A 23,127-nucleotide genomic window follows, 5' to 3' on the forward strand; every position below is an offset into this window, starting at 1 on the left:
CACACCCATTTCTACCCCCTCCCCGGCTAAGTCCACACCGGTTCAGCTCACGCGAACCTGTGTGACATTCGCCGGGGGTCGTGGGAGGTTGTCCACAGGCAGTCGGCTATCCACGGGCCGGTTCTACGGCGAATTTTCGGGTCGGATGTGGCACCGGCAAGGTGGATCCTTGCCCCATGTTGAGGGGAACATGGATACATAATCATCACGAACTGATCGCTGCCAGCCGTGACGGGGTGGTCCGTTCGGCGGCGCTCGAGCAATTCGGGGTAGGTCGAGCGACCGTATCGTCGCGCTGCCGACCGGGTGGTCCGTGGCAGCGGATGCTTCCAGGGGTGATTCTGTTGCACAACGGCCCACCGTCCTGGAATCAGCGCGTGCTGGCGGCGCTGGAATACGGGGGACCGAACGCCCTACTGACCGGCCATGCCGCGCTTGCCGCACTCGGTCATCCGCAGTCGGCGTCCATGAACGACGTGCTGTTGTTGGTGCCGTCGGCGCAGCATCGCCGTGACGTCGCGTACGTGCGGGTCGAGCGGACGTGGCGCCTACCGGAACCGGTGCGCCAGGGTCCGCTGCGGATGGCGCCACCGGTGCGGTGCCTGCTCGACGCGGCTCGTCGGACGTCGAATCCGGATACGTGCCGTGCGCTACTCACCCAGGGCATTCAGCGAGGCGACGTCACGGTCGGAGAATTGGTCCGGGAGCTTGCCGCCGGTAGCGATCGTGGCAGCCGCGTCCCCCGGTCCGTCCTGCGGGAGTTGACGGACGATGCTCACTCCGTCGCGGAGGTGCAGGCGCAGAAGTTGTATGCGACGAGCGGACTGCCTGCGATGGTTCACAATCGCGACATTGCGGTAGACGGCACCTGGATCGCGAGGCCCGACGGATGGCTCGACGAGGTGGCGCTGGCGTGGGAAATCGATTCACTGCGGTATCACCTGTCGGCGCAACAGCACGAGGCGACGTTGGTGCGCCGGGCGCGCATGCAGCGAGCGGGGATCGTGGTGGTGACGCATCTGCCGAAGCAGCTTCGATCGGACCAGGCGACGGTGCTGGCGGATCTGCGTGCGGGCTGCGAGTTGGCGATGTCCCGGCCCCGGCCGCCCGCCGTCCGTCTGCTTCCCACCCGCTGACCCCACCGACCGATGTCACACCCGTTCGCGTGAGCTGAACGCGTGTGACATCGGTCGGGGAAGGGAGAGGTCAGTAGACGCGGAGAGTTCCGGGTTTCCACCAGCCCCAACGGGTTTGCTCTCCGGTCTCGAGCTCCACCGGTGTGGCGCCGGGGTAGTGGCGGTCGTATCGCTCCAGCGATCCCCAGTCACGGCCCCAGTCGTCACGCAGGTAGGTCGGGACGGTGGTGGCGCCGGCGAGCGATTCGGTGAAGCCCAAGGGGCCGCCGTTCTCGCGGGCCTGCCACGTGTCGGTGGAACTGACGGCGAGCGGGCGGTCGGGGAGGATGCGGTAGTTGGGCATCTCGGCGACCCCGTACTCGTGCGAGAACGGTCGCTGGCACGGGAACTGCAGTCCGACAGCCCAGTCCAGCAGCACCGGCTGCTCCCTGCCGATGACCGAGTCGAGGGTCCGCAAATGCGGAACGCGCGGCGGTGTGAACGCGAGCCACTGATCGCCCGTGAGGTTCGGGTCGTTGGCAACGATCCGAACGGTGTCGGTGTCGGGTGCCAGCTCGTCGATCGGGATGCGCAGGTTGCGCCACGACGGGGCGGGACCGATGTCCTTGGGCAGATAGGTTCCCTGCGAGACGACGGTGCCGTCGGGTTGGCGCTTGCCGTACTCGAGCAGCAGCGACTGCCCGTAGGTGGTGGCGCCGGTCATGTCGACGGACCAGATGCGTCCTGCCGCGGACAGCACCACCAGTGGCCGGTCCTCGCTGCGCTCGGGCAACGCGTACCAACTCGACGTCAATTGCGCGGGTTCCTGGACGCCTTCCTGGTAGCTGCCCATGACCGGGGTGGTCGCGGGGTCGAGGCCGAAGGGCAGCTTCGCCCGGCTGCCGTTGATGCCGATGGCTCCGGTGCCGCCGCTGGTTCCCGCGTTGGAGCCGGTTCGGAAGGTGGGGCCGACAGTCTGGGTGTCGGTGTTACCCATGCCCTGGTCGACCGAAATGTAGTCGGCGGTGAGGTCGGTGGGCACTCCGTTGGGCGAGAACCCTCGTGGAGCCGCGCCGCCCAGCGGACCGTTGGCCAGTTCCTGGCCGGGTTCGGTGAACGGGGTGAGATTGCCGCCATTGGTGTCGTACTCGACCAGGACGTCCTTTGCGAGACCGCAGGTTTCGCCCGTCAGGGACTCGATGTTGGAGCGGGCCAACGAGTATGCGGGGTACTGAGACACTGCACCCTTCGCCATGGAGAGCACTTCGAACAGCACCATCGCACCGGCAACAACGGTCAGTGGGGCTGCTGCGAACTTGCGGATGCGCCTGCCCTTTTTGGTATTGGACGTCGGCGGGGACGGCGCATAGCCCTCACGCATGTACTGCCACGCTCCCACGGCTGCGGCGACGGCGAACAGGATCAGGAACAGTGTGTTCGATTCGAATCCGCTCAGTGACACCGACTTGTCGAACCACGGAACCCCATAGCTCGAGACGTACCAGTAGCCGTTGATGCCGGCGAAGGTGAGCGCCAGCATGAGCAGGAGCCCGGCCAAGAACGTTGTGCGGTTGCGCCGCGATCGGAGCGCGGAAGCGGATACCGCGACGGCGGTCAGCGCAGCCAACGAACCCGCGATGCCCGCGTAGGCACCGAAGTGATGGGTCCACTTGGTGGGGTTGAACATCATGAAGAAGATGGTTCCGACGATGACACCGAGCAATCGCCACGACGGGCCGATGCCGGTGCCGGGAATCTTTCTGCGGCGCAACAGCACGAACAGTGCGGTGAAGAGGCACAGGATCATCGTCAGGAACGCGAACCTGCGTGCCACCGATCCGTCCACGGTCTGCACGAACAGGTAGTAGTAGCGCAGGAAATCCTTGTACCACTCGAGGTTCGGTCCGATGAGGGTGCGTACGCGGGTGGCTTCCATGACGGAGGCGAACGTCTGATCCGCGAACACGGCGACGAGAACGATGGTTCCGGCGGCGAGGATCGGTGCGATGAGCGGCCAGGTGCCGACTACGCGGTGCCGTTTGATGATGATGCGCATGAGTGGCCGCGCACCCGCGAGTAGCGCTGCGACACACATCAGACCGGTGGGGGCGGCGGCGAGTGTGAATGCGCCGATGAACACGGCCACGGCTGCCGGAAGCAGTCGACCGGTGGCGATGGCGCGTTCGATGGAGCACCAGGTGAGCAGTGCGCCGAGGGCGACGATCGGTTCCGGGCGCAGTCCGTTGTTGTAAGGCAGCCAGAAGGCGAGGAACACGAGTCCGCCGGTCCACAGGGCGACCTTGTTGTTCCGGACGGCCCGGCCCAGTCGGGGTGCCACCTCGCGGCTGATCACCATCCAGCAGAGGATTCCGGCGAGCAAGGCGGGCAGGCGCATGAACACGCTGGCCGTGGAGATGTTGGTCATCGCGGCCAGTACTTCGTAGTACCAGCCGAACGGGGCTTCGGGGACACCGAACCAGCGGAAGTAGTTGGCCATGTATCCGGCGCCTTCGGAGACGCGGGCCATGGTGAGCAGGTAGCCGTCGTCGGCGGTGTTCGCGCCGATGAAGTGCCAGACGACGAGCGTGCCCACGATGACGGCATCGAGGCCGGTCGGTTTCGCCCAGTGGGCGGGCAGGAACCGGCGGTGCCGGCGGCCGTCGGTGCCGTCGAGTCGGCCGAGGGCGACCACCGAGACGATGGTGGCGAGAACGGCGACGATCATGGCGACCGTCTTGACGAGCGTCGGGCTGGACGAGAATCGTGAGTCGACGTCGATGGTGAGCGAGAGGCCGTCGGTGGACGTGCCCTCGGGGAGATCGGTGAAGACACCCACCACCTGTGGGCGAAGATCACCGGTGAGTTCGCCGGCGACGGGGTTGCCTTCGTCGTCGGTGAGCCCGATGAACTCGGCGGTCGTGCTGTCGATATCGGAGTCGATGACGATGTTCGAGCATTGCCCGGACTCGACGTCCTCGCGGGGCGCGGTGGCGATCGTGACGTTGCGGTCGAGGACGTCGACGGTGTCGGCGGAGACGCGCACGAACATCGCGTTCAGGGCCGCACCTTCGCCTTGCGGCGGTGCCGTGGACAGCAGGATTCCGCCGCGTTCGTCGATATCGGACACCACGGTGCACGGGATGGACGCGTGGAGGTCGACGGGCGCCTGCGACATCAGCGGCGCTTCGATGTCGCCGACCGAACCGTTCTGCGGCCACTGCACTGTTGCGGTGGTCTGTGTGACGGGCAGGAACGGGGTCGCGAGTGCGAGCAGGAACCCGATCAGTCCCGTGACGACTGCAATCAGTCGTACGGTCCGATACTCCGAGCGGAGGTTGGAAGCGGCAGGCGGAGCATGTGAGACGTCGGGCACGGTTGTCGATCGTATGTCAACGCGTTTTCGGGCCGTCACGCGACGAGAATCTGCCGCCTATGGGAGCCGTATCGGTCCCGGCGTCCACGTGCCTGATCTCGTCACTTCCTCCGTGTCGATCCGGGCCGGGGTTGCCGCGGGGTCGAGCGGGGTGTACTGCTCGAGCGATCCCCAGTCACGGTCCCAGTCGTCGGACAGATAGGTCGCCAGGGTGCGGGCCTGGAGAAGTTGACCGGTCCAGCCGAGCGGTCCACCACCGAATCGGTCCTGCCAGGCGTTGGTTGCCTCGGCGCCGCCACGGTCGGGGAGCACCCGGTATTCGGGTACCTCGGCCACCCCGTAGCGGTGGTCGAACGGGCGCTGGCAGGGGAATGCCAGTCCGACGGCCCAGTCGAGCAGCACCGGAGTCCGGGATCCGACGACGCTCTGCAGGGTTGCGGTTTTCGGCACCCGCGGCGGCGTGACCGCGAGCCACCGGGAGGGGTCGAGGTTGTTGTCCGCGGCGATCAGGCGTACGGAATCGGCGTCGTCTGCCAGTTGGTCGAGTGGCACCCGGAGGTTGCGCCACGACGGTGCAGGTCCGATGTCGATCGGCGCAGCCACTCCGAGGACGGTGACGTCGCCGCCCGGTTCGGCCCGTCCGTATTCGACCTGGAGTCGGGCGCCGGGGGTGACCACGCCGTCCGAGTCCACCGAATGGATACGGCCGGCCGCAGCGATGGTGAGCAGTGGTGCGTCGGCGGTGCGTTCGGGGAGCGCGTACCAACCGGTGGTCAGGGCGGCGGCCTCCTGGCGGCCTTGCTGGTAGCTGCCGAGAACGGGAACACGGGCAGGGTCGAGGCCGAAGGGCAGGGCGACGTCGCTGCCGTTGACGCCGGTGATGTCGGCGGAGCCGCCGCCGGTACCGGACCGGGTCTGGCTCGTCGTCTCGTCGGAGTCGTTGTCTCTGTCGTCGGTTTGCACGGTGTTGGCGCCACCGGTGGTCGACGTTTTTTCGGTGTCGGCGGTGAGGTCGGCCGCCACCCCGTTGGGGTCGAATCCGGTCGACTCGGTGGCTCCGAACGCGTTCGCACCCGAGTTGTCGGCGGGCGGTGTGCGCAACGGCAACACGGCGGCGGTGGGGTCGGTTTCGACGAGGACTTCGTCGGCGAGTGCGCAGGTCCCGTCTACCGACTCGAGATTGGCCTTCGCGATCGAGTACGCCGGGTACTGGTCCACGGCTCCCTTGACGAACGAGAGAACCTCGAACGCGACGATGCCCGCGGCCGCCAAGGTGAGCGGTGACGGTGCGAGGAAGCGGGCTCGCTTACCGTTGGGCGGCTTGGCCTTCTCGTACGGTTCGCGGAGGTGGAACCAGGCGGCCAGGAGCAGCGTCAGCACGGTGAGCCCGAGCAACACGGTCGAGAAGCCCTTGCCCGCGATGCTGGGCGGTTTGTCCCACCAGGGGATGCCGTAGCTCGAGACGTACCACCAGCCGTTGGAGCCGGTGAACGCCACGGCGAGGATGAACAGAATGCCTGCGGCGAACAGGGTTCGGTTGCGTTTGGACCGGATGCTCGCGGCGCCCACGCCTACGGCGGCGAGCACGGCCACCGATCCGGCGAGGCCTGCGTACACACCGAAGTGGTGCGTCCACTTGGTGGGGGTGAACATCATGAGCAGCAGGGATGCGAAGACGATTCCCAGGATTCGGCGCGACGGTCCGATCGCCGTGCCGGGCACTTTGCCCTTCTTCAGGATCAGCATCACACACACGACGACGCACAGCAGCATGACGAATACGGCGAACCGTCGTCCCAGCGACCCGTCGGGAGTGATCGAGAGGAGCGCGTCCCAGCGGATCCGTTCCTCGAACCAGGTCTGGTTGGGGCCCAGCGCGGTTCGAACCCGCGTCGATTCGAGCACGCTCGCCAGGGTCTGGTCCGCGAATACGGCTACCAGCACCACGGTGCCTGCGGCGAGGATCGGAGCGATCTGCGAAACGAAACCGACGCGCCGTCCGCGCGCGACGAGGATCTGGAATGCTGGGCGGGCGCCGGCGATCAGGGCGGCGATACAGATGAGCCCGGACGGTCCCGCAGCAAGGGAGAAGGCGGCGATCAATACCGCCATCGCGGCAGGCAGAAGTCGGCCAGTGGCGATGGCGCGCTCGATGGAGCACCAGGTGAGCAGCGCGCCGAGGGCAATGATCGGTTCGGGGCGCAAGCCGTTGTCGTAGGGAAGCCAGAAGGCAAGGAACACGAATCCGCCGGTCCACAGGGCCACCCTGTTGCGGCGCACCGCGACACCGAGCCGGGGGATCACCTCACGGCTGATCACCATCCAGCACAGGATTCCGGCGATCAGCGCCGGCAGCCGCATCCACATGCTCATCGTGCTGACCTTCGCGAAGGCCGCGAGTACTTCGTAATACCAGCCGAACGGGGCTTCGGGGACGCCGAACCACCGGAAGTAGTTGGCCATGTAGCCCGCGTGCTCGGATACGCGGGCCATGCCGAGCAGGTATCCGTCGTCGGACGTGTTGGCGCCGATCACGTGCCACAGCAGCAGCACTCCGACGACGATCCCGTCGACCCCGGTGATCTTCCACCAGCGGGCGGGCAGGAAGCGGCGCGCACGGCGTCCGTCGACGCCGTCGATGCGGTGCAGGGCGTACAGCGAGGTCAGTGTGGCGAGAACGCACACGATCATCGCGAAGAATTTGAGGAGTGTCGGTGTCGACGAGAATCGGGAGTCGAGATCGGCGTGGACGTTCAGTCCTTCGGGTGGCGGCCCCTGCAGGTCGGTGAAGATTCCCACCATCTGCGGACGGAAGTCGCCGGTCAGGGAATCGGTGCCGACGGCTTCGGGTTCGCTGGGTGTACCGACGATCTCGGCGGCGGTTCGCTCGGCTGTGGAGGTGACGTGTACCGAGTCGCAGCCCTGCAGTTCAGCGAGTGTGCCCGAGGCCAGCACGTGGTTGCGGACCCGGACTTCGAAGGTGTCGTCGGTGACGGCGGCCGTAAGCCCCGCTGTGGGGCGGTCTGCACCCTCGGGCAGGGTGGCAACGACCGTGCCGGCGTCCGGGGTCAGCGCGGTGCACGGGATCGTGACGTCGAGTTCGGTCGGCGAGTAGGAGACGAGGGGGGCGGTCACACTTTCGGTCGACTGGTCTTGCGGCCAGCTGACCGATGCCGCCATCTGGTTGACCGGAAGGAAGGGGGTCGCGAGGGCCAGGGCGAACCCGAGCAAGCCCGTGACGATGGCGATCGTCCGGGACAGGCGGACACGGCGGGCTTCCGATTTTCGCTCGGTCGCGGTCACAGGGGCATCAGACGGCACAGACAAAGATGGTAGGCCACGTCCATATGTGGTCGATTCGGCCACAGCCTCGACCTTGCAGGTCTAGCCTGAGGGCGTCACGAACGCTCGGCGTTTTCATCGACACACTCGAAACTGGGGAGACATGGTGGTTGGTGTATCAGGACGGCTCGGCTCGAGAGTTTTCATACGCACCGTCGCTGTGGCTGCTGTTGCGGCACTGTCGATGGTGATGGGGAACGGCACGGCGTCTGCGGGTGTGGACAATGCCAGCGCGATCACCGATGTTCGCGGTAATCGGATCGAGGTTCTGCAAGCGGACACCCACATCCGGACGGTGCCTCCGCTGGACAGTTCACCTCTGACCGTCGAGTTCTTCCATGACGGGGTCGCATCGGTGAACATCACCGGGCCCGACGCCGCCGAGTTCGAGAATACGAGGCTCACGGTCGGCTATCAGATCGGGTATCCGATTGCGCTTGCCGGGGCGCTGGTCGTTCTCAACACGCCCAACCTCGATTGGGAGGTGGGGACGGAGAACGCGATTCTCCTCGGCCTGGTACCGGATTTCGAACTCGGTCTCGAGGCCGGCAATTTCGGGACTCTCGGCGGTTCGATCATTCCCTCGCAGTCACTCGAAACGGAACTCGAGCCGGGAGGTATCACCACGGTGCCGATCCTCGAGAATCAGGAGTTCGACGGCCCCATCGCCAGTGTGCGATTGGCGGGCTTGCATGGACACGTGAGTGGTGCGATCGGTCCGGTGACCATTCGGCCGTACGCGATGGCGACCACCGAGAATGGCGACACCGTGGTGACTTACGGTGTGCCGCAGAGGCTTTAGTTCCGCTCGGCGGTGAAGTAGCGGAAGATCAGACAGCTTGTCCGACGCTGTGATCCGGCGTCGCCGCGAACTCCGGCGGCGCCGACAGCTTCTGCTTGTGTGCTTGCATCCACCGAGTGATGGGCAGGCCGGCAAGCCACAGCACACCCGCCACCGCGGGCAGTGCGAGGGCGAGCCAGTGGCCACCGTAGATGGCGATCACGCCCGCTACTGTCCAGGCGAGACCGATATGGACGAGATTGACCCCGACGGTCGTTCCGACCAGGAACTCGTCGTCGGAAGGTTGTGCATCGTGCATTACCGCTCCTGACGCCGACCAGTCGGTATAGTTTAGCGTCGATAACGAGCGTGTGCTGGGTAATGTCAGAAGATTTCGGTCGCAGCGCGTGCACGAGAACCCGTAGCCGAGAACGCAGGAGCACAGCATGAAGAGCATCATCGTGTGCAAGTCGGTATCCCACGGCAACACCAGGAAGGTTGCCGAGGTCATCGGCGAGGTGTTGGGGGCGCGTGTGGTCGATCCAGCGGAGATCGAAGCGGCAGAGCTCTCCTCCTACGATTGCGTGGGATTCGGCTCGGGAGTGCGCAACATGGACTTCTACCGAGAGCTGCGTGAATTCGCCGGCTCGCTGCCCGAGGGGCAGCGAAGCAAGGCGTTCGTGTTCAACACCAGCGGTTTCCCGGAGCCGCCGTTCCGCCGCTACCAGCGCAATTTCGTGTCGCTGCTCGAGAAGAAGGGTTTCGAGGTGGTCGACACCTTTTCCTGCTACGGGTACGACACCTTCCTGCCGCTCAAAATCGTCGGTGGTGTCCGCAAGGGGCGACCGAACACCACCGATCTGGAGGCGGCACGCATGTTCGCCGAAGGGCTACGAACCCGGATCGTCTCCACCCGTTGACCTAACGGGAGCGATTACTGGTTGCGCGTCACCACTACGTACGGGCCGGTCTCTGCCACCGTGAACCTGGGGTCGTCGAACAGTTCCTTCGGGAAGGTGACCGTGTAGCGGCGAACGTTCGGATCGTTGGGGTAGACGTCCTCGGTGAGTCGGAGGGTGTAGCCGTCCGGTCCCTCTCGGAAGAGGAACACGTCCGGTGCCCGCCACGGCGCTTCGTCCATCGCGGCGATCAACTGGTCCGTCGTCTCGAGTTCGCTCCACTCGGCGATGGCCGCATTCCTGCCCGCGTAGTCGGCCAGGGGGTTGGCGTAATGCGAGGTATGCCCTTGGAAACCGTAGTACGGGTAGAAGCTGAGGAATCCGGTATCGGTGGTGAGGACCACGGTGTCGTGACGTTCGCTCGGGCGCCGCTCCTGGATCAGCTCGTCGACGTTCGCGTAGTGCGAGGCGGCTCCCGGCGGGCGCATATCGGCGCGTTCACCGTTTCCGTCGGTATCCGAGTACGCGACAGCGATGTCCGACGCCAGGACCTGCGGAATGTTCTGAACGAACGAGAGACCGCCGAGCACGCCGATCGCGAGGAGAGAGCCCTTCACCTTGGGGCTGTCGCTGGTGGCGCGGACGATCCACCCCGAGAACTCGATGAAGCCGAAGGTGCCTGCGGCAGCCAGCAGAGTCAACAGCACGGGCTCGAGGCGGAAGGCCAGCAACGTGGTGCCCGCGACGGCTGCGGTCATGGACAGCAGGAACCACAAGTAGATGGTTGCCACGCCGATACCGAGGGCTTGCGCGCGTCTGGAACTGGTCGCCCGGCTGATCAACCACACCGTCCCGAGCAGACACAGTGCACCGACGAGGGAGAAGTCGATCATCGGGAAGGGGAGCCTGGCACTGCTTTCGGGGAGGTAGTGCAAGGCGGTCCCGGACGAGGCGGGCGTTCCGCTCAGGAATTCGAGGAGAAAGGGCAGCCAGACGGTCAGCGCGAGAGCACCGGAGATGACGGCGATGACGACGAGACGCACGAGCGGCGCCGCCGCCGCGCGCCACGTCTTGTGTTCACGCACCGCCAAACCTGCCGTGATCAGGGCCATGACGGTGACGGTGAATGCCGCGAAGCCGAGGTACAGCGTGTAGAACGTGGCAGCGAGTCCGAGGAACAGTCCGGTGCCCACCACAGCTCCCCAGCCGCCCCCACCCTTTACGGCGGTCCACCCGCCCCCGCCCTTCCCGTTGCGATGCAGTGCGCCCCAGGCCATCACGAGGGCGGGCGCCATCAGCAAGACGATCACCGCTCCGTACACCTCTGCGGAGGCGTAGGCGAGGACGGTGGCGGTTGTCGCGAGGGCAACCACGATCGCCCAGTCCTGCCGGATCAGATTGCTCCACAACGCCAGCGCAACCACGGCGGCGACGGCGAGTGATCCGATCGCATACGGCTTGAAGGCTTCCCAGCCGTCCATCCCGAGGATGTTGGCGACGCGTCCGCCGATCCAGAACCAGCCGGCCGGGTAGTAGGGCGGCAGGTCCGCGTACGTCATGTCGTGCAGCGCCGCGGAATCGGTGAGACGCGTGAGGTACGCGGTGCGGAACTCCTGGTCGACGGAGACTCCGTGGAGGTACAGCTTCGTCCCACCGAGCGGCAACCCCAATGTGACCGTGACGAACCCGGACAGGCTTGCCCAGGACAACACCTTCGCGAAGGGGCGTGCAGTCGTCCGTCGGACCAGGATCACCGAGACGGCGATACCGACGATCGCCACCACCTGGCCGACCGTCGTCACCGCCTGGGTGACGTTGGACGAGTTGAACGCCGGCCACTGGACCCGGCCGATGGCGAACAGGCCCACGGCTGCGACCACGGCCGCGACGACCGCCGCCGACAGCATTTCGCCTGCCGCCGACAGCGTCCGCCTGACCGGGGCTACCTCTGCACTCGTCACGAAAGGGAAGCCTAGATGGGCAGTTTCCGGAAGATCGGACGCGGCACGTGCCGCAGGCCCATCATGACGAATCGCCACAGACCGGGAGTCCAGACGATCTCCTTGCCCTTGTCAGCGGCCGCGACGGCGAGCGCGGCCACCTCTTCCTTGTTGACCGTGAGCGGGGCTTCCTTCACGTGCGCGCTGAACTGGGTGCGCACCATGCCCGGACGAACCACCGTCACGCGCGGGCCGAACGGTGCGAGAGCCTCGCCGAGGCCGAGGTAGAAGCCGTCGAGGCCGGCCTTGGTGGAGCCGTAGACGAAGTTGGCGCGCTTGACGCGCTCTCCAGCAACCGACGACATGGCGATGATGCGTCCGGAGCCCTGTGCCTTCATCTTCTCGCCGACGAGCACACCGACGGACACTGCTGCGGTGTAGTTGACCTGTGCTGTGAGAACGGCCTTGCGCTGGTTCTGCCACAACTCCTCGGAGTCGCTGTCGAGAGCGAAGGCGACGATGGCGACGTCGACGTCACCTTGCGCTGCGGTCCACGCTTCGTCGATGACCTTCGGGTGGGAATCGGTGTCCAGGGCATCGAAGTCGACGATCTCGACCCCGGTGGCACCCTTGGCCTTCAGTTGCGCCACCGCGTTGTCACGGCCGGGATCGCCGGGAAGCGCCGCGAGGACGACGCGTGCAGGCGATCGCGACAGGTAGACCTCGGTGATCGCGAGACCGATCTCGCTGGTTCCGCCGAGTACGAGGATCGTCTTGGGGTTACCGACTGCGTCGATCGTCACAACAATTCCAACCTTCTGGCCATATCGGAGGCGAAGACGCCTGTGGGGTCTACGGAGCGGCGAACCTTGATCCATTCGTCGATCCGGGGGTACATCGCGTGGAAGTTCTCCGCGGTGGTGCGCGAATCCTTGGCTGTGTAGAGCCGGCCGCCGAACTCGAGGACGCGCTTGTCGAGTTCGGTGACCATCTCGTTCAGGCCATCCTTGATCGGGAAGTCCATCGCGACGTTCCACCCGGCCATCGGGAAGCTCAGGGGCGCCTCGTTGCCGGGACCGAACAGCTTGAACACGTTGAGAGCGGAGTAGTGCCCGGAGCCCTGGATGAACCGGATGATCTTCTTGAACTCTTCGAGCGCGTCCGTGGGAACCAGGAACTGGTACTGCAAAAAGCCCTTGGAGCCGTACGCGCGATTCCACTCGCCCAGTAGGTCGAGCGGGTGATAGAACTGCGTCAGGTTCTGGACCTTGCCCGTGTAGTCCTTGCCTCTGCGCCAGTACAGCTCGCCGATGGCGCTGGCCGAGAGCTTGTTCATCAGGCCGTTCGGGAAGACGTCCGGCATGGTCATGAGCTGCGGGGCGTCGAACTTGAGCGGGTCCTTCTGCAGCTTCTTCGGGAGCTGGTCGAACGTGGCGAGCGAGCCGCGGGTGATGGCCGCGCGGCCGAGCTTCGGGGGTGCGCTCACGATGTCGAACCAGGCGCTCGAGTACGTGTAGTTGTCCTCGGTACCGTCCTGGTGCGCCGCGACGGTTTCGTCGAGGCTGTCGGTCTGGATGCCGTCGTTGATGAAGTAGGCGGTCTCGGTGGGGATCATCTCGATGACGGCGCGCACGATGATGCCGGTCAGGCCGTTACCGCCGACCGTCGCCCAGAAGATGTCGGAGTTCTCGCCGCCCGGCGTCAGGTGGCGAACCTGGCCGTCCGCGGTGAGCAGGTCCATCGAGCGGACGTGGTTGCCGAAGCTGCCCTCGCTGTGATGGTTCTTGCCGTGAATGTCCGAGGCGATGGCGCCGCCGACGGTGACCTGGCGGGTGCCCGGCAGTACCGGAACCCACAGGCCGAACGGCAGGGCCGCCTTCATCAGCTGGTCGAGGCTGACTCCGCCGTCCACCTCGACGAGGTGGGTGTCGCGGTCGATTCGATGAATGCGATTGAGCGCAGTCATGTCGACGACCAGTCCGCCCGCGTTCTGCGCCGGGTCGCCGTAGGAGCGGCCGAGGCCGCGGGCGATCACCCCGCGCTGCAGGTAGGACGGCTTGGACTCGTTCTGTTCCGCTACCTGGGTGACGGCTTTCGCGATCACTTCCACGTCCGGGGTGGAGAGCACGTGCGCCGTGGTCGGCGCGGTGCGGCCCCATCCTGCGAGGGTGCGGGTCTGTGTGGGGAGCGCCTCGTTCGGCGTCTCGTCTGCTGTCTCGGACATCGTGGAAGAGGTTACCTGGCGGTAGAGACGGTTAGGCTCGTCCGCGTGCCCGCAACACCCGAAAGTCACGAAGACATCGCTCACGAACATGGAGCTCACCACGACGAGCCGCATGTTCCGCTGCCCGTCGAGATCCCGGTCACCGAGAGCATCGCGGACGACGCTCCTGACCTGAAAACGCAGATTGTCCGTTTCGTGCTGACGGGTGGGCTGTCGGCCGTCGCCGACTTCGGGCTGTACGCGATTCTGGTGTTCGGGTTCGGTCTGCCGATCGGAGTGTCGAAGTCCATCAGCTTCGTCGCCGGCACGACCACCGCGTATCTGATCAACCGTCGGTGGACGTTCAAGGCCGAACCCAGCCGTGCTCGCTTCGTGGCCGTCGTGGCGCTGTATGCGCTGACATTCGCGGTCCAGGTCGGTCTCAACGGGTGGCTCAATCACGTCATGCCCGACGACTGGTGGCGTTTCCCGCTGGCCTTCGTGATCGCGCAGGGCACGGCGACGGTGATCAATTTCGTGGTCCAGCGCGTCGTCATCTTCAAGATTCGGTAGCGCATCACTTGTCAATGAATTCGTAACGAATCGGACTACTTCGAGACAAGGTGAATGCCGGACGTCTAGCGTTTGTTAAATCTATGTTTCACAGCCATGGTGACGGGAGCGCTGACATGGCGAAAACTCCACATACGCAGGAGGGCGTCGTCCGGTACCGGACGGGCGCGAACCTTGCCGGACCGAGTATCGAGTCGCAGGTTCTCTACCAGGCGTTTCGGTGGTTCGTTCGGCCTGTTGTGAAGGCAGCGCCGATAAACCGAAACGCTCTGCGGAGGGCGGCGCTGCTCGACGTCGCCGCCGGCGTTCGACACACCAAAGGCGTCTCTCGCACCCCGGTTACGCTGCCGGGATTCGACGCCGAGATCGTCCGTGCACCGGGAGCGTCACCGGATCTCGGGCACGGGGTGATCATGTACATGCACGGCGGGGGGTTCATGTGCTGCGGGCTCAACACGCATCGTCCGGTGGTCGCGGCGCTCGCAAGGCTCACTCGGTTGCCGGTGATGCACGTCGGCTATCGGCAGCTCCCGGACACGAACATCGGTGGGTCGGTCGACGATTGCCTGACCGCATATCGGTGGCTCCTGGACAACGGAGCACGCCCCGATGGGACCGTGTTCGCCGGCGATTCGGCCGGGGGTTTCCTTGTTTTCGCAACCGCGCTGAAGGCGGTGGAGGAGAACCTGCCGGGTCCGGCAGGGCTGGTGGGCTTCTCGCCGTTTCTCGATTTGGACTGCGCTGGCAAGTCGGCGCATGTGAACGCGGAACGGGATGCGTTCGCGACGGTCGACCAGTTGGAGGCGGTTGCGCGGCTCGGAGCACAGAAGGACGGGGAGCTCGATACGGCGTTGTCGCCGGTCAACGGGGATCTGGCTGCGTTGCCGCCGACGCTGCTGTTCGCTGCGGAGTCCGAGGTCCTGCGGTGTGATTCCGAACTGATGGCACGTCGTCTCGATGCGGCCGGGGTGCCGTGTCGCCTGCAGATCTGGGACGGCCAGGTTCATGCGTTTCCGGCGGTGGTCCCCGCGATGCCGGAAAGCCGGGTGGTGTTGCGGACCGTGGCGAGGTTCGTCCTCACACACACCTCGCCGGACGATCGACTCGGGCGCAAGACGGCCTGAGGACAGTTCAGTTTGGTGGTCCCTCCTCCAACATGATTCGACCCTGGTGCATCGCACCTTCCTGGTCGATCCACCCGAGTTCGATCGTGTCCCCGGGGCCGCGGTGCATCATCATCGCTGTGATTTCCTGTGCGGACGAGATCCGTCGACCGTCCATGGTGGTGATCACGTCGCCCACCTCCATGCCCGCGTCCTCGGCGGGACTCCACAGCGACACCCACAGGACCTCGGCGCCGTGTTCGTGATCGGTCACCGTCACGCCGAGGACAGGCGTGGGGCCTACTCGAACGGTGTCCGAACTGGTGCCGGAGAGAACCTGGTCCACGACGCTCATCGCGACGTCGATGGGGACCGCATACGAGCGTGGCGGTCCGATCGTGTCCGCAGGATCTTCTTCGGCGTTGCCTGCCGTGTTGATGCCGATGACGGCACCTGTCTCGTCGACCAGGGGGCCACCCGAATCGCCTGGTCGTACGGCGGCGTTCACCTCGATCATTCCGTCGAGTCGATTGCGGGACCCGTCTGCTGTACTTCGCGCGGTGAGTGTCTGCTCGAGTCCGGTCACGATGCCAGGTGCGGAGACTGCTGCGCCGTCGCCTTCCGCGTTCCCGATTGCGAGGATCGGATCGCCGATACGTATGTCCGTATGGTCGTCGAGCAGTGCGGGGGTCAGGTTCGAGGCGCCGGCGAGGCGCAGGACAGCGATGTCCGTACCTGCGTCGTACCCGAGAATCTCCGCCGCGTAGGAGGTGCCGGTGTCGAACGATCGTGCCGAAACGTCGGCGGCGCCGACGATCACATGATGATTGGTCACGATCAGACCGTCCGTGCTCAAGACGATTCCCGTGCCGGCTGTCGATGTCGTCGCCGATTCCGAGGTGATCGCAACGATTGTGGGGACAACGGTGCGTTCGAGTTGTTCGGGGGTCAGGGCTGGACGCGTCCGTGCCTCGGCGGGTGGTGCGTTCGAACGCTGCGTGTCGACGGTTGCCGGCATCGGGGCGGACGGCTGTTGGGTGGACGGCTGCGGGGCGGAAGGCGGGGGCAGCGATCCGGGTTCGAGGGTGGGCGCGCCGACGAGTAGTGTCGCGGCAGCCATGGCCGCGACTGCCGTCGATCGCAGGGCCCTCGATCCCGTCACCGTTCAGAAGTTACTCGGTTCCTACCCGGCATCGTGTGGGTTCAGCTGCCTGTGATGGTTCACAGTCTTGGGGCAGTCGTTCCGGGAAGTTTCCAGGGTTGGCCGCAGGTTGTGGAAGTCGCAAGACGGTCGACGTACGATCCTCGCGTCGCGTGGATCATTGCAGTCCGCACCGTCCGGCGCATCCCGTGTGTGTGCCGCGGCGAACTGCAGAACGTCGTGCCGACACGACTTCTGTGCCGTGTGGTGGCACAAGGAGGAATTCCTGAAGATGTCGTCCAAGAGCACGGCCGAATTGTCGGCGGATCCGAACGAGTGGCCGGACGCTGCTCCGCCCCATGGTCGGGGTCGACGATTCCGGTGGTGCCCGACGTCGTCGCATCGGTGACGGGCGAAGAGATCACCACGGATGACCTCCCATTTGCCCATTCGATCTCGAGGTAAGGACGCACAACGGTGACTGCTATCGGCGAATCGACTCCGCGGGTCATGATGGCCGGCGCCCCCGCGTCCTCGGCCCTCGAGAATCTCCACTCCATCGCCGCGGATCTGGTCGGGCATTTCCAGGCTGTGGTTCCGTGCGACAGTCTGCCGCGCGAGCAACCCTGCGGTCGCGAGCAATCCTGTGGTGACGTCACGGATGTCACGATGAAATGTCTGCGACTGGCCGCGGAGATGCTCGACACGCGTCGCGTGCCGACGGAGGACGATCTGGCCGCCGTCGCAGAGGCGACGACGCAGTGGGCACGTGACGGTATCGGGTTGCAGGTGATTCTCGAAGTGCTGCACGAGGGGTTTCGTTTGGGCTGGTTGCGTCTGGTCGACGGCGCGGGGGCGGGAGATCTTCCCGGCTTGGCGCAGGGCGGAGAACTGTGGATCGCGATGCTCTCCCGCGCCACCGTCGCAGCCACGCAGTCGTACATCTGCGAGTTGAAATTCATCGCAAGTGAACATCACAACGCTTCGCATACCTTGGTCACCGCCCTGCTTGCCGGACGGGTGACGCCGGCGTCGGTGCGCCAGTCCGGGATCGAGATCGCGTCCGAGTACACGGTGATTGCTCTGCACCTTCCTGCGCATACGGACGAGCACGGTTCGCCGAGCGATACCGCGGTTGTTGCGCGGCGCAAGCTACGACGAGTACAGGCAGAACTCGCGAAGGTATGTGGGCGTACGGCATTGTCGCTGCTCAGTGCGGAGGGGGGCACGGTGCTCGTTCCGGACTCGCTCGGTGACGTGTGGGTGAACTCCCTGATCGAGAAGTTGGCCACGGCGGGGCAGGTCCTGCCGACTGCGGCGGTCGTGCAGGCTCGGACCGAGGACGTTCCATCGGCCGCCGAGCGTGCGCACGAATTGCTGGATCTGGCACGACGGATTCGGCGTGAGCCGGGCGTGTACCGCATGGCGGACCTGGTCTTCGAGTATCAGATGATGCGGCCCGGACCGGGCCGCGAGCATCTGACGGGGTTGCTCGATCCGCTGGAGAAGTCACCGGATCTGATCACGACACTCGATGTTCATGTGCACAACGACTTGAATCGGCAGCGGACCGCGCGGCAGCTTCATGTCCACGCCAATACTGTGGATTACCGGCTCAAACGTATCGCCGAGTTGACGGGACTGGACCCGGCCCGACCAAGCGGGCTGCGTCCGCTTCAAGCCGCGTTGGTTGCCGGGAAGCTCGAGAAGTCGAGGAAGAAGGCCTGAGTCGGCGCAACCGGCCCAGCGGCGCAGCCCGCGAGCAGCTGGTCGCACTGTGACTGTTGAGAGACTTGGCGGCTTGCGCACTGTGAAGCTGCCCAGACATCGAGAACGGTACGGGCTGGGCAGGGCAGCCTGTTCGGTGCGTAATCGGGTGTCGGCCGACCGGTGTGTCGGGGCCTGGCGCGGTATCGCGAATCGGACCCCCGCATCATTTGCGCGGTGCCGTTTTCGTCGAAATATGCAGCGTTGCAAGGGATTTCGTAGGTGACGGCCCATCCGACGGGGCCGGTTCGATCTCCAGGAGTGGTACTTGTCGAACCGTCCCGACGGTGACGCGAACGGCTCCCGGTGGTGTGTGACCGGGGTGTGAAACTTCCCGGAGGGCGTTCATATCGTGGGAAAACGAGGTGACGAACTCGAGGTAGGTTCACCGGCTATGACTTGGACCATATCGTTGCGGAAGAGTTCCGCTGTCTCGGTGGCGACTTCGGCGGTATTGATAGCGGCATCGGCCGCTCTCGCGTCGCCGGCTGCGGCTGCCCCGGCGGCTCCGGCGCCCAACCCGCGCGATACTACGGTCGGGGTCGGTCTGCCGAGCACCAACTATCCCGACGCGATGCTTAAGGCGATGGTCGCCCCGCGCATGGCGCCGGTCGGAGCGAACGACTGGGACTGCACCCCTGGTGACGCGCACCCGCAGCCGGTGGTGCTCGTGCATGGAACCTGGAACAGCGCGTACAACAACTGGTCGGGTGTGTCTCCGATCTTGAAGGAAGAGGGATACTGCGTCTTCGCACTGAACTACGGTGAGGCGGGCATCCTGGACCAGGGAGGCGTCGGCACGCTTCTGCCGGACCTCTACGGAGTCGGTCCGATCGAGGAGTCGGCCAAGGAACTCGCGGTCTTCGTCGACGAAGTGCTCGCCGCAACCGGGGCCGACAAGGTCGATGTGGTCGCCTACTCGCAGGGCGGACTGGTCACCCGTCAATATCTGAAGTTCGAGGGTGGGGCCAACCCGGACGATCCCGCCGAGAACAAGGTGGACGACATAGCCATGCTCGGCGCCACCAATCACGGCACGGGGCTGAGTGGAATCGCCACCCTCGATCGGGGGATCCGCGACCTCACCGGTATCGACCTCGACCCGCTGCTCGACCACGTCGCGGGCAAGGCGCCTATCCAACAGGTGTTCGGTTCACCGCTGCTGGTCAAGCTCAACGAGGGTGGTGACACGGTCCCCGGAATCGACTACACGGTGATCGCCACCCGCTACGACGAGGTCTCCAACCCGTACTGGTGGAGTTTCCTCGAGGCAGGCCCAGGCGCCACGGTGCACAACATCACGTTGCAGGACGGATGCGAGGTCGATGTATCCGATCATCTGAGCTTGAGCTATTCGCCACGAGCGATCGACTGGGTCGAGCACGCACTCGATCCGGAGAACTTCACCGAGGAAGACGTTCGTTGCGTGGGTAATGCGCCGATCGGTGGCAGTTCCGACGGTGGCCCCCTCGGGCCGAGAACGTTCGACACCGGACCCGCGAACGGTGCGTCCGGTTCTTCGGGTTCGTCCGAGGGTTGAGCGTCGAGGATCGGCTCGGCAAGCCCATCGCATGGCAACCCACCGAAAACGGACCGAGCAGGCCCCCGATCGTGAGAGAATCGCCGGACGCGCGCCCACAGCCACACGGGTGGTAGGTGTGCGTCCAGGGTAGGGGGAGGATCGGTATGACGAGTGACGATGCGGGCCAGCGGATCATGGTGGCCGGAATGCCGGCGTCCTTGCATCTCAGCAATATGGAGGCCGTCGCAGGGAATCTGGTCGGTCACTTCGCTGCGAATGTGATTCCGTGCGGCAACTTGCCACGCGAAGAACTCAGTGGCGATGTCACGAATGTGACGATGAGTTGTCTGCAGTTGGCGATGAAGATGCTCGACTGGCGCCGAATGCCCACCGACGAGGACCTGACCGGGTTTCGCGAGGCAACGGCACAGTGGGCACGTGAAGGGATCCCCCTCGAAACCATCCTCGAGGTACTGCACGAGGGCTTTCGTCTGGGATGGTTGCATGTCGTCGACGATGCCGGGAGCGGTGACGTCGGGGACGTCGCACAGGGTGGCGAGCTGTTGATCGCGATGCTGGCGCGAGTCACGGTAGCTGCCACCGAGTCGTATATCTCGGAACTGAAGACGGTGGCGAGCGAGCACCACACGGCAGCGCACACTCTGGTGACCGCGCTGCTGGCGGGAAGAGCCGCCACGGCCATGCAACGCCAGTCCGGTATCGACATCGTCGCGGAGTACGTGGTGCTCGCCCTGTATCTGCCGCCGCACGAAGACGAGAACAATCCCGGCATCAACCCCGCGGTTTCTGCTCGACGGAAGCTGCGAAGGCTGCAAGCCGAACTCGCCACTTCGTGTGGGCGCTCGGCTCTGTCGCTGCTCAGTCCCGAGGGAGGAACGATCCTTCTGCCCGGCCGCCCGTCGAACGAGTGGGTGGATTCACTGGTGGCGCAGTTGAGTGTCGCGGCCGAGGTCGAGATCACTGCCGCCGCCGTGCAGGCGGAGACCGCGGAGGTTCCGCACGCCTCGGAGCGGTCCCATGAACTACTCGATCTGGCGCAGATGCTGCACCGTGCCCCGAGCGTCTACCGGATGGCGGATCTGGTGTTCGAATACCAGATGATGCGTCCCGGCGCGGGCCGCGAGTACCTCGTCGGCTTGCTCGAGCCGCTCGAGCGCACCCCCGACCTCATCAGCACCCTCGAAGTGCACCTGGGCAACGACTTGAATCGTCAACGTACGGCGCGGCAGTTGCACGTGCACGCCAACACGGTCGACTATCGGCTCAAACGGATCGCCGACCTCACCGGCCTCGATCCGGGTCGCCTGTCGGGATTGCGTCCTTTGCAGGCCGCCCTCGTTGCGCGCAGGCTGGCCAAGGCCGATCGCTGAACGGTTCGGGCCCGTCCGGCGTGTGGCCCGCATGCCCTGGTTCAGGACATGCGGTGGCGAAGAAAGAAGTACACCCCGCGACGCAAGAACGACGTGGCCAGGGCTTTCGTGTTGCCGATCCGGACATCGCTCGTGGACGCGAGAGTCGGGTCGGTGTCGTGCAAGGAGCGATGGAACGCCGCGGCCTGACCGGCCTGCTGTTTCGCCAATCGCACACTCCACTGGCCGGCATTGACGCGGAACGTGGCGAGGGGATGCGCAATGGCGACCATGTCTCCCTGCAATACCACACCGACGTACGTGGCCTCGTCGATGAGATACGGGTGGCGATCGTCCCACCAGCCGTTCTCCTTCAGGGCGGAACGCTTCATCATCACGGCGCCCGGCTCGCCGAAGATGTTGGTGCCGGCCCGCACGGTACGCCGAGCGGCCACCCTCCCGGAAACCAGACCGGACAGGCCTGCCAGACCGCGCGCCGCGACGATCGGCTTGCCCTTGGCATCGACGAGTGTGCGCTGCGAGGCGACGAGCACGGCGGACGGGTGCTCGTCGAACGCTCCAACCTGCTCGGCGAGGCAGGTCGGAAAGATCGTGTCGTCGCCGCAGACGAGTTTGAGGAGTTCTCCGTTGGCAGCCTCGCTCACCCGATTCCAGTTCGCCTTGGCGCCGCCGCCTGCAGGTGTGGTCAAGATCTGCACTCGGGGATCTGCGTCGTACCCGCGTAGCACGTCCATGGTCGAGTCGGTCGACGAATGGTCGGCGATGACGAGCTCGAAGTCCTGGAAGGTTTGATTCAGGATCGAATCGACGGTTTCAGCGATGTATTCGGCGTTGTTGTATGCGGGTACGACCACTGATACGCGAGGGGTCATGACGCTCCTGTCCCTGTCATTTATCGAATCGTTCCACGGCGAAACGAGAAGTCGCGGTATCCGAAGAAGCTGGCCGTCGCGGTGGCGGCGGTGATCACGATCTGCGACAGGATCGGGGGGAAACTCAACACGGAAACAGCAAGAGTCATGAGTGCCAGGTTGAGTACGAAAGCTCCGAAGTTGACGACTACGAACCTCCACAGGTCGCGCAAGAAGTGTCCCCGAACCTCGAACACCAGGTAGCGGTACAGGGAGAACGCGCACGCGACATTGCAGACGTAGCCGGCCACGATCGCAAAGTGATACCCCAGCTCGTCGCCGAGTGCGAGTTGCCAGACGATGAACCAGAGCGTGCCGAGCACGGTGTTGAAGCCACCGACGAGTACGAACGCGAGGCCCTGGTTGCCCACGATCCGCAGGAGCGGACCGGGACGCCCGCTCATTCCCGCGGGCGGGGTGACCGAGGGATCCTGCGGTTCGTTCACCGTGGCCATCAGCTCCGGGTCCGACCCGGGTACGCGGGGAGCACACCCGAATGGCGGGCCTGCACCAACGACGGTGCAGCGGCGTCCTTTTCGGAGAGCTGGAAATCGAGGGGCCGGCCGTCGCGGCCGAGTACCGGCCACTCGATGCCGATACGCGAATCGAGGGGGTGAATCCCGTGTTCGCGAGTGGGGTCGTAGCCGGAGGAACACAGATAGACCACGGTCGAGAAGTCCTCGAGGCTCAGGAATCCGTGCCCGAGGCCCTCGGACAGGAACACCGTGCGACGATCCACGTCGTCGAGCAGCACCGAATCCCACTGCCCGAAGGTGGGGGAGCCTTCTCGCAGGTCGACGACCACGTCGAGAATGGCACCGCGCACACACGTCACGTACTTGGCCTGTCCGGGCGGGACGTCGGCGAAGTGAATTCCGCGCAGGACTCCGGCTGCGGATACGGAGCAGTTGGCTTGCGCGAGATCCAAGGTGCGGCCGGTGGTCGCCGAGAAGCCGGTGGTGTCCGATTCACGGAACCATTCGAGAAAGACCCCACGGTCGTCTCCGAACTGCTTCGGTGTGAACTCCCAGGCGCCTTCGACCTTCAGCTCTCGATACTCCATCGA

At 65.3% G+C, this 23,127-nt stretch carries 18 protein-coding genes; 8 read left to right on the forward strand and 10 right to left on the reverse strand.

The features are described 5' to 3' along the window. Window positions 1-176: 176 nt before the first annotated feature. Window positions 177-1,136, forward strand: a complete 960-nt coding sequence (locus tag ACZI8Q_RS04185) for a hypothetical protein (RefSeq protein WP_463372247.1) — start codon at window positions 177-179, stop codon at window positions 1,134-1,136. A 70-nt stretch (window positions 1,137-1,206) separates the two neighbouring features. Here the strand turns inward: ACZI8Q_RS04185 and ACZI8Q_RS04190 are convergent, their stop codons facing one another. Both ACZI8Q_RS04190 and ACZI8Q_RS04195 read right to left on the reverse strand, forming a co-directional pair. Further along, a complete protein-coding gene (locus tag ACZI8Q_RS04190) occupies window positions 1,207-4,488 on the reverse strand; it encodes an arabinosyltransferase domain-containing protein (protein ID WP_463372248.1) in 3,282 nt (1,093 codons plus the stop codon). Window positions 4,489-4,545: 57 nt separating this feature from the next. After that, complete coding sequence (locus ACZI8Q_RS04195; RefSeq protein WP_463372249.1) at window positions 4,546-7,791, reverse strand: arabinosyltransferase domain-containing protein; 3,246 nt, start codon at window positions 7,789-7,791, stop codon at window positions 4,546-4,548. A gap of 142 nt (window positions 7,792-7,933) precedes the next feature. Between ACZI8Q_RS04195 and ACZI8Q_RS04200 the strand changes: the two genes are divergently transcribed. Then, window positions 7,934-8,632, forward strand: a complete 699-nt coding sequence (locus ACZI8Q_RS04200; RefSeq protein ID WP_463372250.1) for an MspA family porin — start codon at window positions 7,934-7,936, stop codon at window positions 8,630-8,632. Between the two features lie 28 nt (window positions 8,633-8,660). On the opposite strand, the gene ACZI8Q_RS04205 is transcribed toward ACZI8Q_RS04200, so the two are convergent. Continuing rightward, window positions 8,661-8,930 (reverse strand): hypothetical protein, encoded by a 270-nt coding sequence (locus tag ACZI8Q_RS04205; protein WP_463372251.1) that lies wholly within the window; start codon window positions 8,928-8,930, stop codon window positions 8,661-8,663. Between the two features lie 127 nt (window positions 8,931-9,057). Between ACZI8Q_RS04205 and ACZI8Q_RS04210 the strand changes: the two genes are divergently transcribed. Then, window positions 9,058-9,531, forward strand: coding sequence for a flavodoxin family protein (locus ACZI8Q_RS04210; protein WP_463372252.1), 474 nt, complete (start codon window positions 9,058-9,060; stop codon window positions 9,529-9,531). 14 nt (window positions 9,532-9,545) lie between these two features. On the opposite strand, the gene ACZI8Q_RS04215 is transcribed toward ACZI8Q_RS04210, so the two are convergent. From ACZI8Q_RS04215 to ACZI8Q_RS04225, 3 genes are read right to left on the reverse strand one after another with little or no spacing between them, the layout of a single operon-like run. Beyond that, window positions 9,546-11,471 carry a galactan 5-O-arabinofuranosyltransferase gene (locus ACZI8Q_RS04215; RefSeq protein WP_463372253.1) on the reverse strand — a complete coding sequence of 642 codons (1,926 nt, stop codon included), beginning with the start codon at window positions 11,469-11,471 and terminating at the stop codon, window positions 9,546-9,548. A gap of 11 nt (window positions 11,472-11,482) precedes the next feature. Further along, entirely contained in the window at window positions 11,483-12,253 is a 771-nt protein-coding gene (locus ACZI8Q_RS04220; RefSeq protein ID WP_463372254.1) for a decaprenylphospho-beta-D-erythro-pentofuranosid-2-ulose 2-reductase, read from the reverse strand. Next, window positions 12,250-13,674, reverse strand: coding sequence for an FAD-binding oxidoreductase (locus tag ACZI8Q_RS04225; protein ID WP_463372255.1), 1,425 nt, complete (start codon window positions 13,672-13,674; stop codon window positions 12,250-12,252). Before ACZI8Q_RS04225 ends, ACZI8Q_RS04220 begins: the two co-directional genes overlap by 4 nt. 45 nt (window positions 13,675-13,719) lie before the next feature. Between ACZI8Q_RS04225 and ACZI8Q_RS04230 the strand changes: the two genes are divergently transcribed. Next, the gene (locus ACZI8Q_RS04230) at window positions 13,720-14,226 is read left to right on the forward strand and encodes a GtrA family protein (RefSeq protein WP_463372256.1); all 507 of its coding nucleotides are present in this window, start codon (window positions 13,720-13,722) and stop codon (window positions 14,224-14,226) included. A gap of 116 nt (window positions 14,227-14,342) precedes the next feature. Next, window positions 14,343-15,350: an alpha/beta hydrolase gene (locus ACZI8Q_RS04235; RefSeq protein WP_463372257.1), complete on the forward strand. Its 1,008-nt coding sequence runs from the start codon at window positions 14,343-14,345 to the stop codon at window positions 15,348-15,350. A gap of 7 nt (window positions 15,351-15,357) precedes the next feature. Here ACZI8Q_RS04235 and ACZI8Q_RS04240 read toward each other — a convergent pair whose 3' ends face one another. Then, window positions 15,358-16,491, reverse strand: coding sequence for a S1C family serine protease (locus ACZI8Q_RS04240; RefSeq protein WP_463372258.1), 1,134 nt, complete (start codon window positions 16,489-16,491; stop codon window positions 15,358-15,360). Window positions 16,492-16,947: 456 nt separating this feature from the next. On the opposite strand from ACZI8Q_RS04240, the gene ACZI8Q_RS04245 reads away from it, so the two are divergent. The 3 genes from ACZI8Q_RS04245 to ACZI8Q_RS04255 all read left to right on the forward strand — a co-directional run bounded on the left by ACZI8Q_RS04245 (window position 16,948) and on the right by ACZI8Q_RS04255 (window position 21,150). Continuing rightward, the gene (locus ACZI8Q_RS04245) at window positions 16,948-18,198 is read left to right on the forward strand and encodes a PucR family transcriptional regulator (RefSeq protein WP_463372259.1); all 1,251 of its coding nucleotides are present in this window, start codon (window positions 16,948-16,950) and stop codon (window positions 18,196-18,198) included. 433 nt (window positions 18,199-18,631) lie between these two features. Beyond that, on the forward strand, window positions 18,632-19,777 hold the full coding sequence (locus ACZI8Q_RS04250; RefSeq protein WP_463372260.1) for an esterase/lipase family protein: 1,146 nt from the start codon (window positions 18,632-18,634) through the stop codon (window positions 19,775-19,777). Window positions 19,778-19,923: 146 nt separating this feature from the next. After that, complete coding sequence (locus tag ACZI8Q_RS04255) at window positions 19,924-21,150, forward strand: PucR family transcriptional regulator (protein WP_463372261.1); 1,227 nt, start codon at window positions 19,924-19,926, stop codon at window positions 21,148-21,150. Window positions 21,151-21,191: 41 nt separating this feature from the next. On the opposite strand, the gene ACZI8Q_RS04260 is transcribed toward ACZI8Q_RS04255, so the two are convergent. Genes ACZI8Q_RS04260 through ACZI8Q_RS04270 form a run of 3 tightly spaced genes read right to left on the reverse strand, consistent with a single transcriptional unit; the run spans window position 21,192 to window position 23,124 of the window. Beyond that, a complete protein-coding gene (locus ACZI8Q_RS04260) occupies window positions 21,192-22,022 on the reverse strand; it encodes a glycosyltransferase family 2 protein (RefSeq protein ID WP_463372262.1) in 831 nt (276 codons plus the stop codon). Window positions 22,023-22,042: 20 nt separating this feature from the next. Continuing rightward, a complete protein-coding gene (locus ACZI8Q_RS04265) occupies window positions 22,043-22,516 on the reverse strand; it encodes a GtrA family protein (protein ID WP_463372263.1) in 474 nt (157 codons plus the stop codon). Next, the gene (locus tag ACZI8Q_RS04270; protein WP_463372264.1) at window positions 22,516-23,124 is read right to left on the reverse strand and encodes a dTDP-4-dehydrorhamnose 3,5-epimerase family protein; all 609 of its coding nucleotides are present in this window, start codon (window positions 23,122-23,124) and stop codon (window positions 22,516-22,518) included. Before ACZI8Q_RS04270 ends, ACZI8Q_RS04265 begins: the two co-directional genes overlap by 1 nt. Between the last annotated feature and the right edge of the window lie 3 nt (window positions 23,125-23,127).

Source organism: Rhodococcus quanlei, from assembly GCF_055231015.1.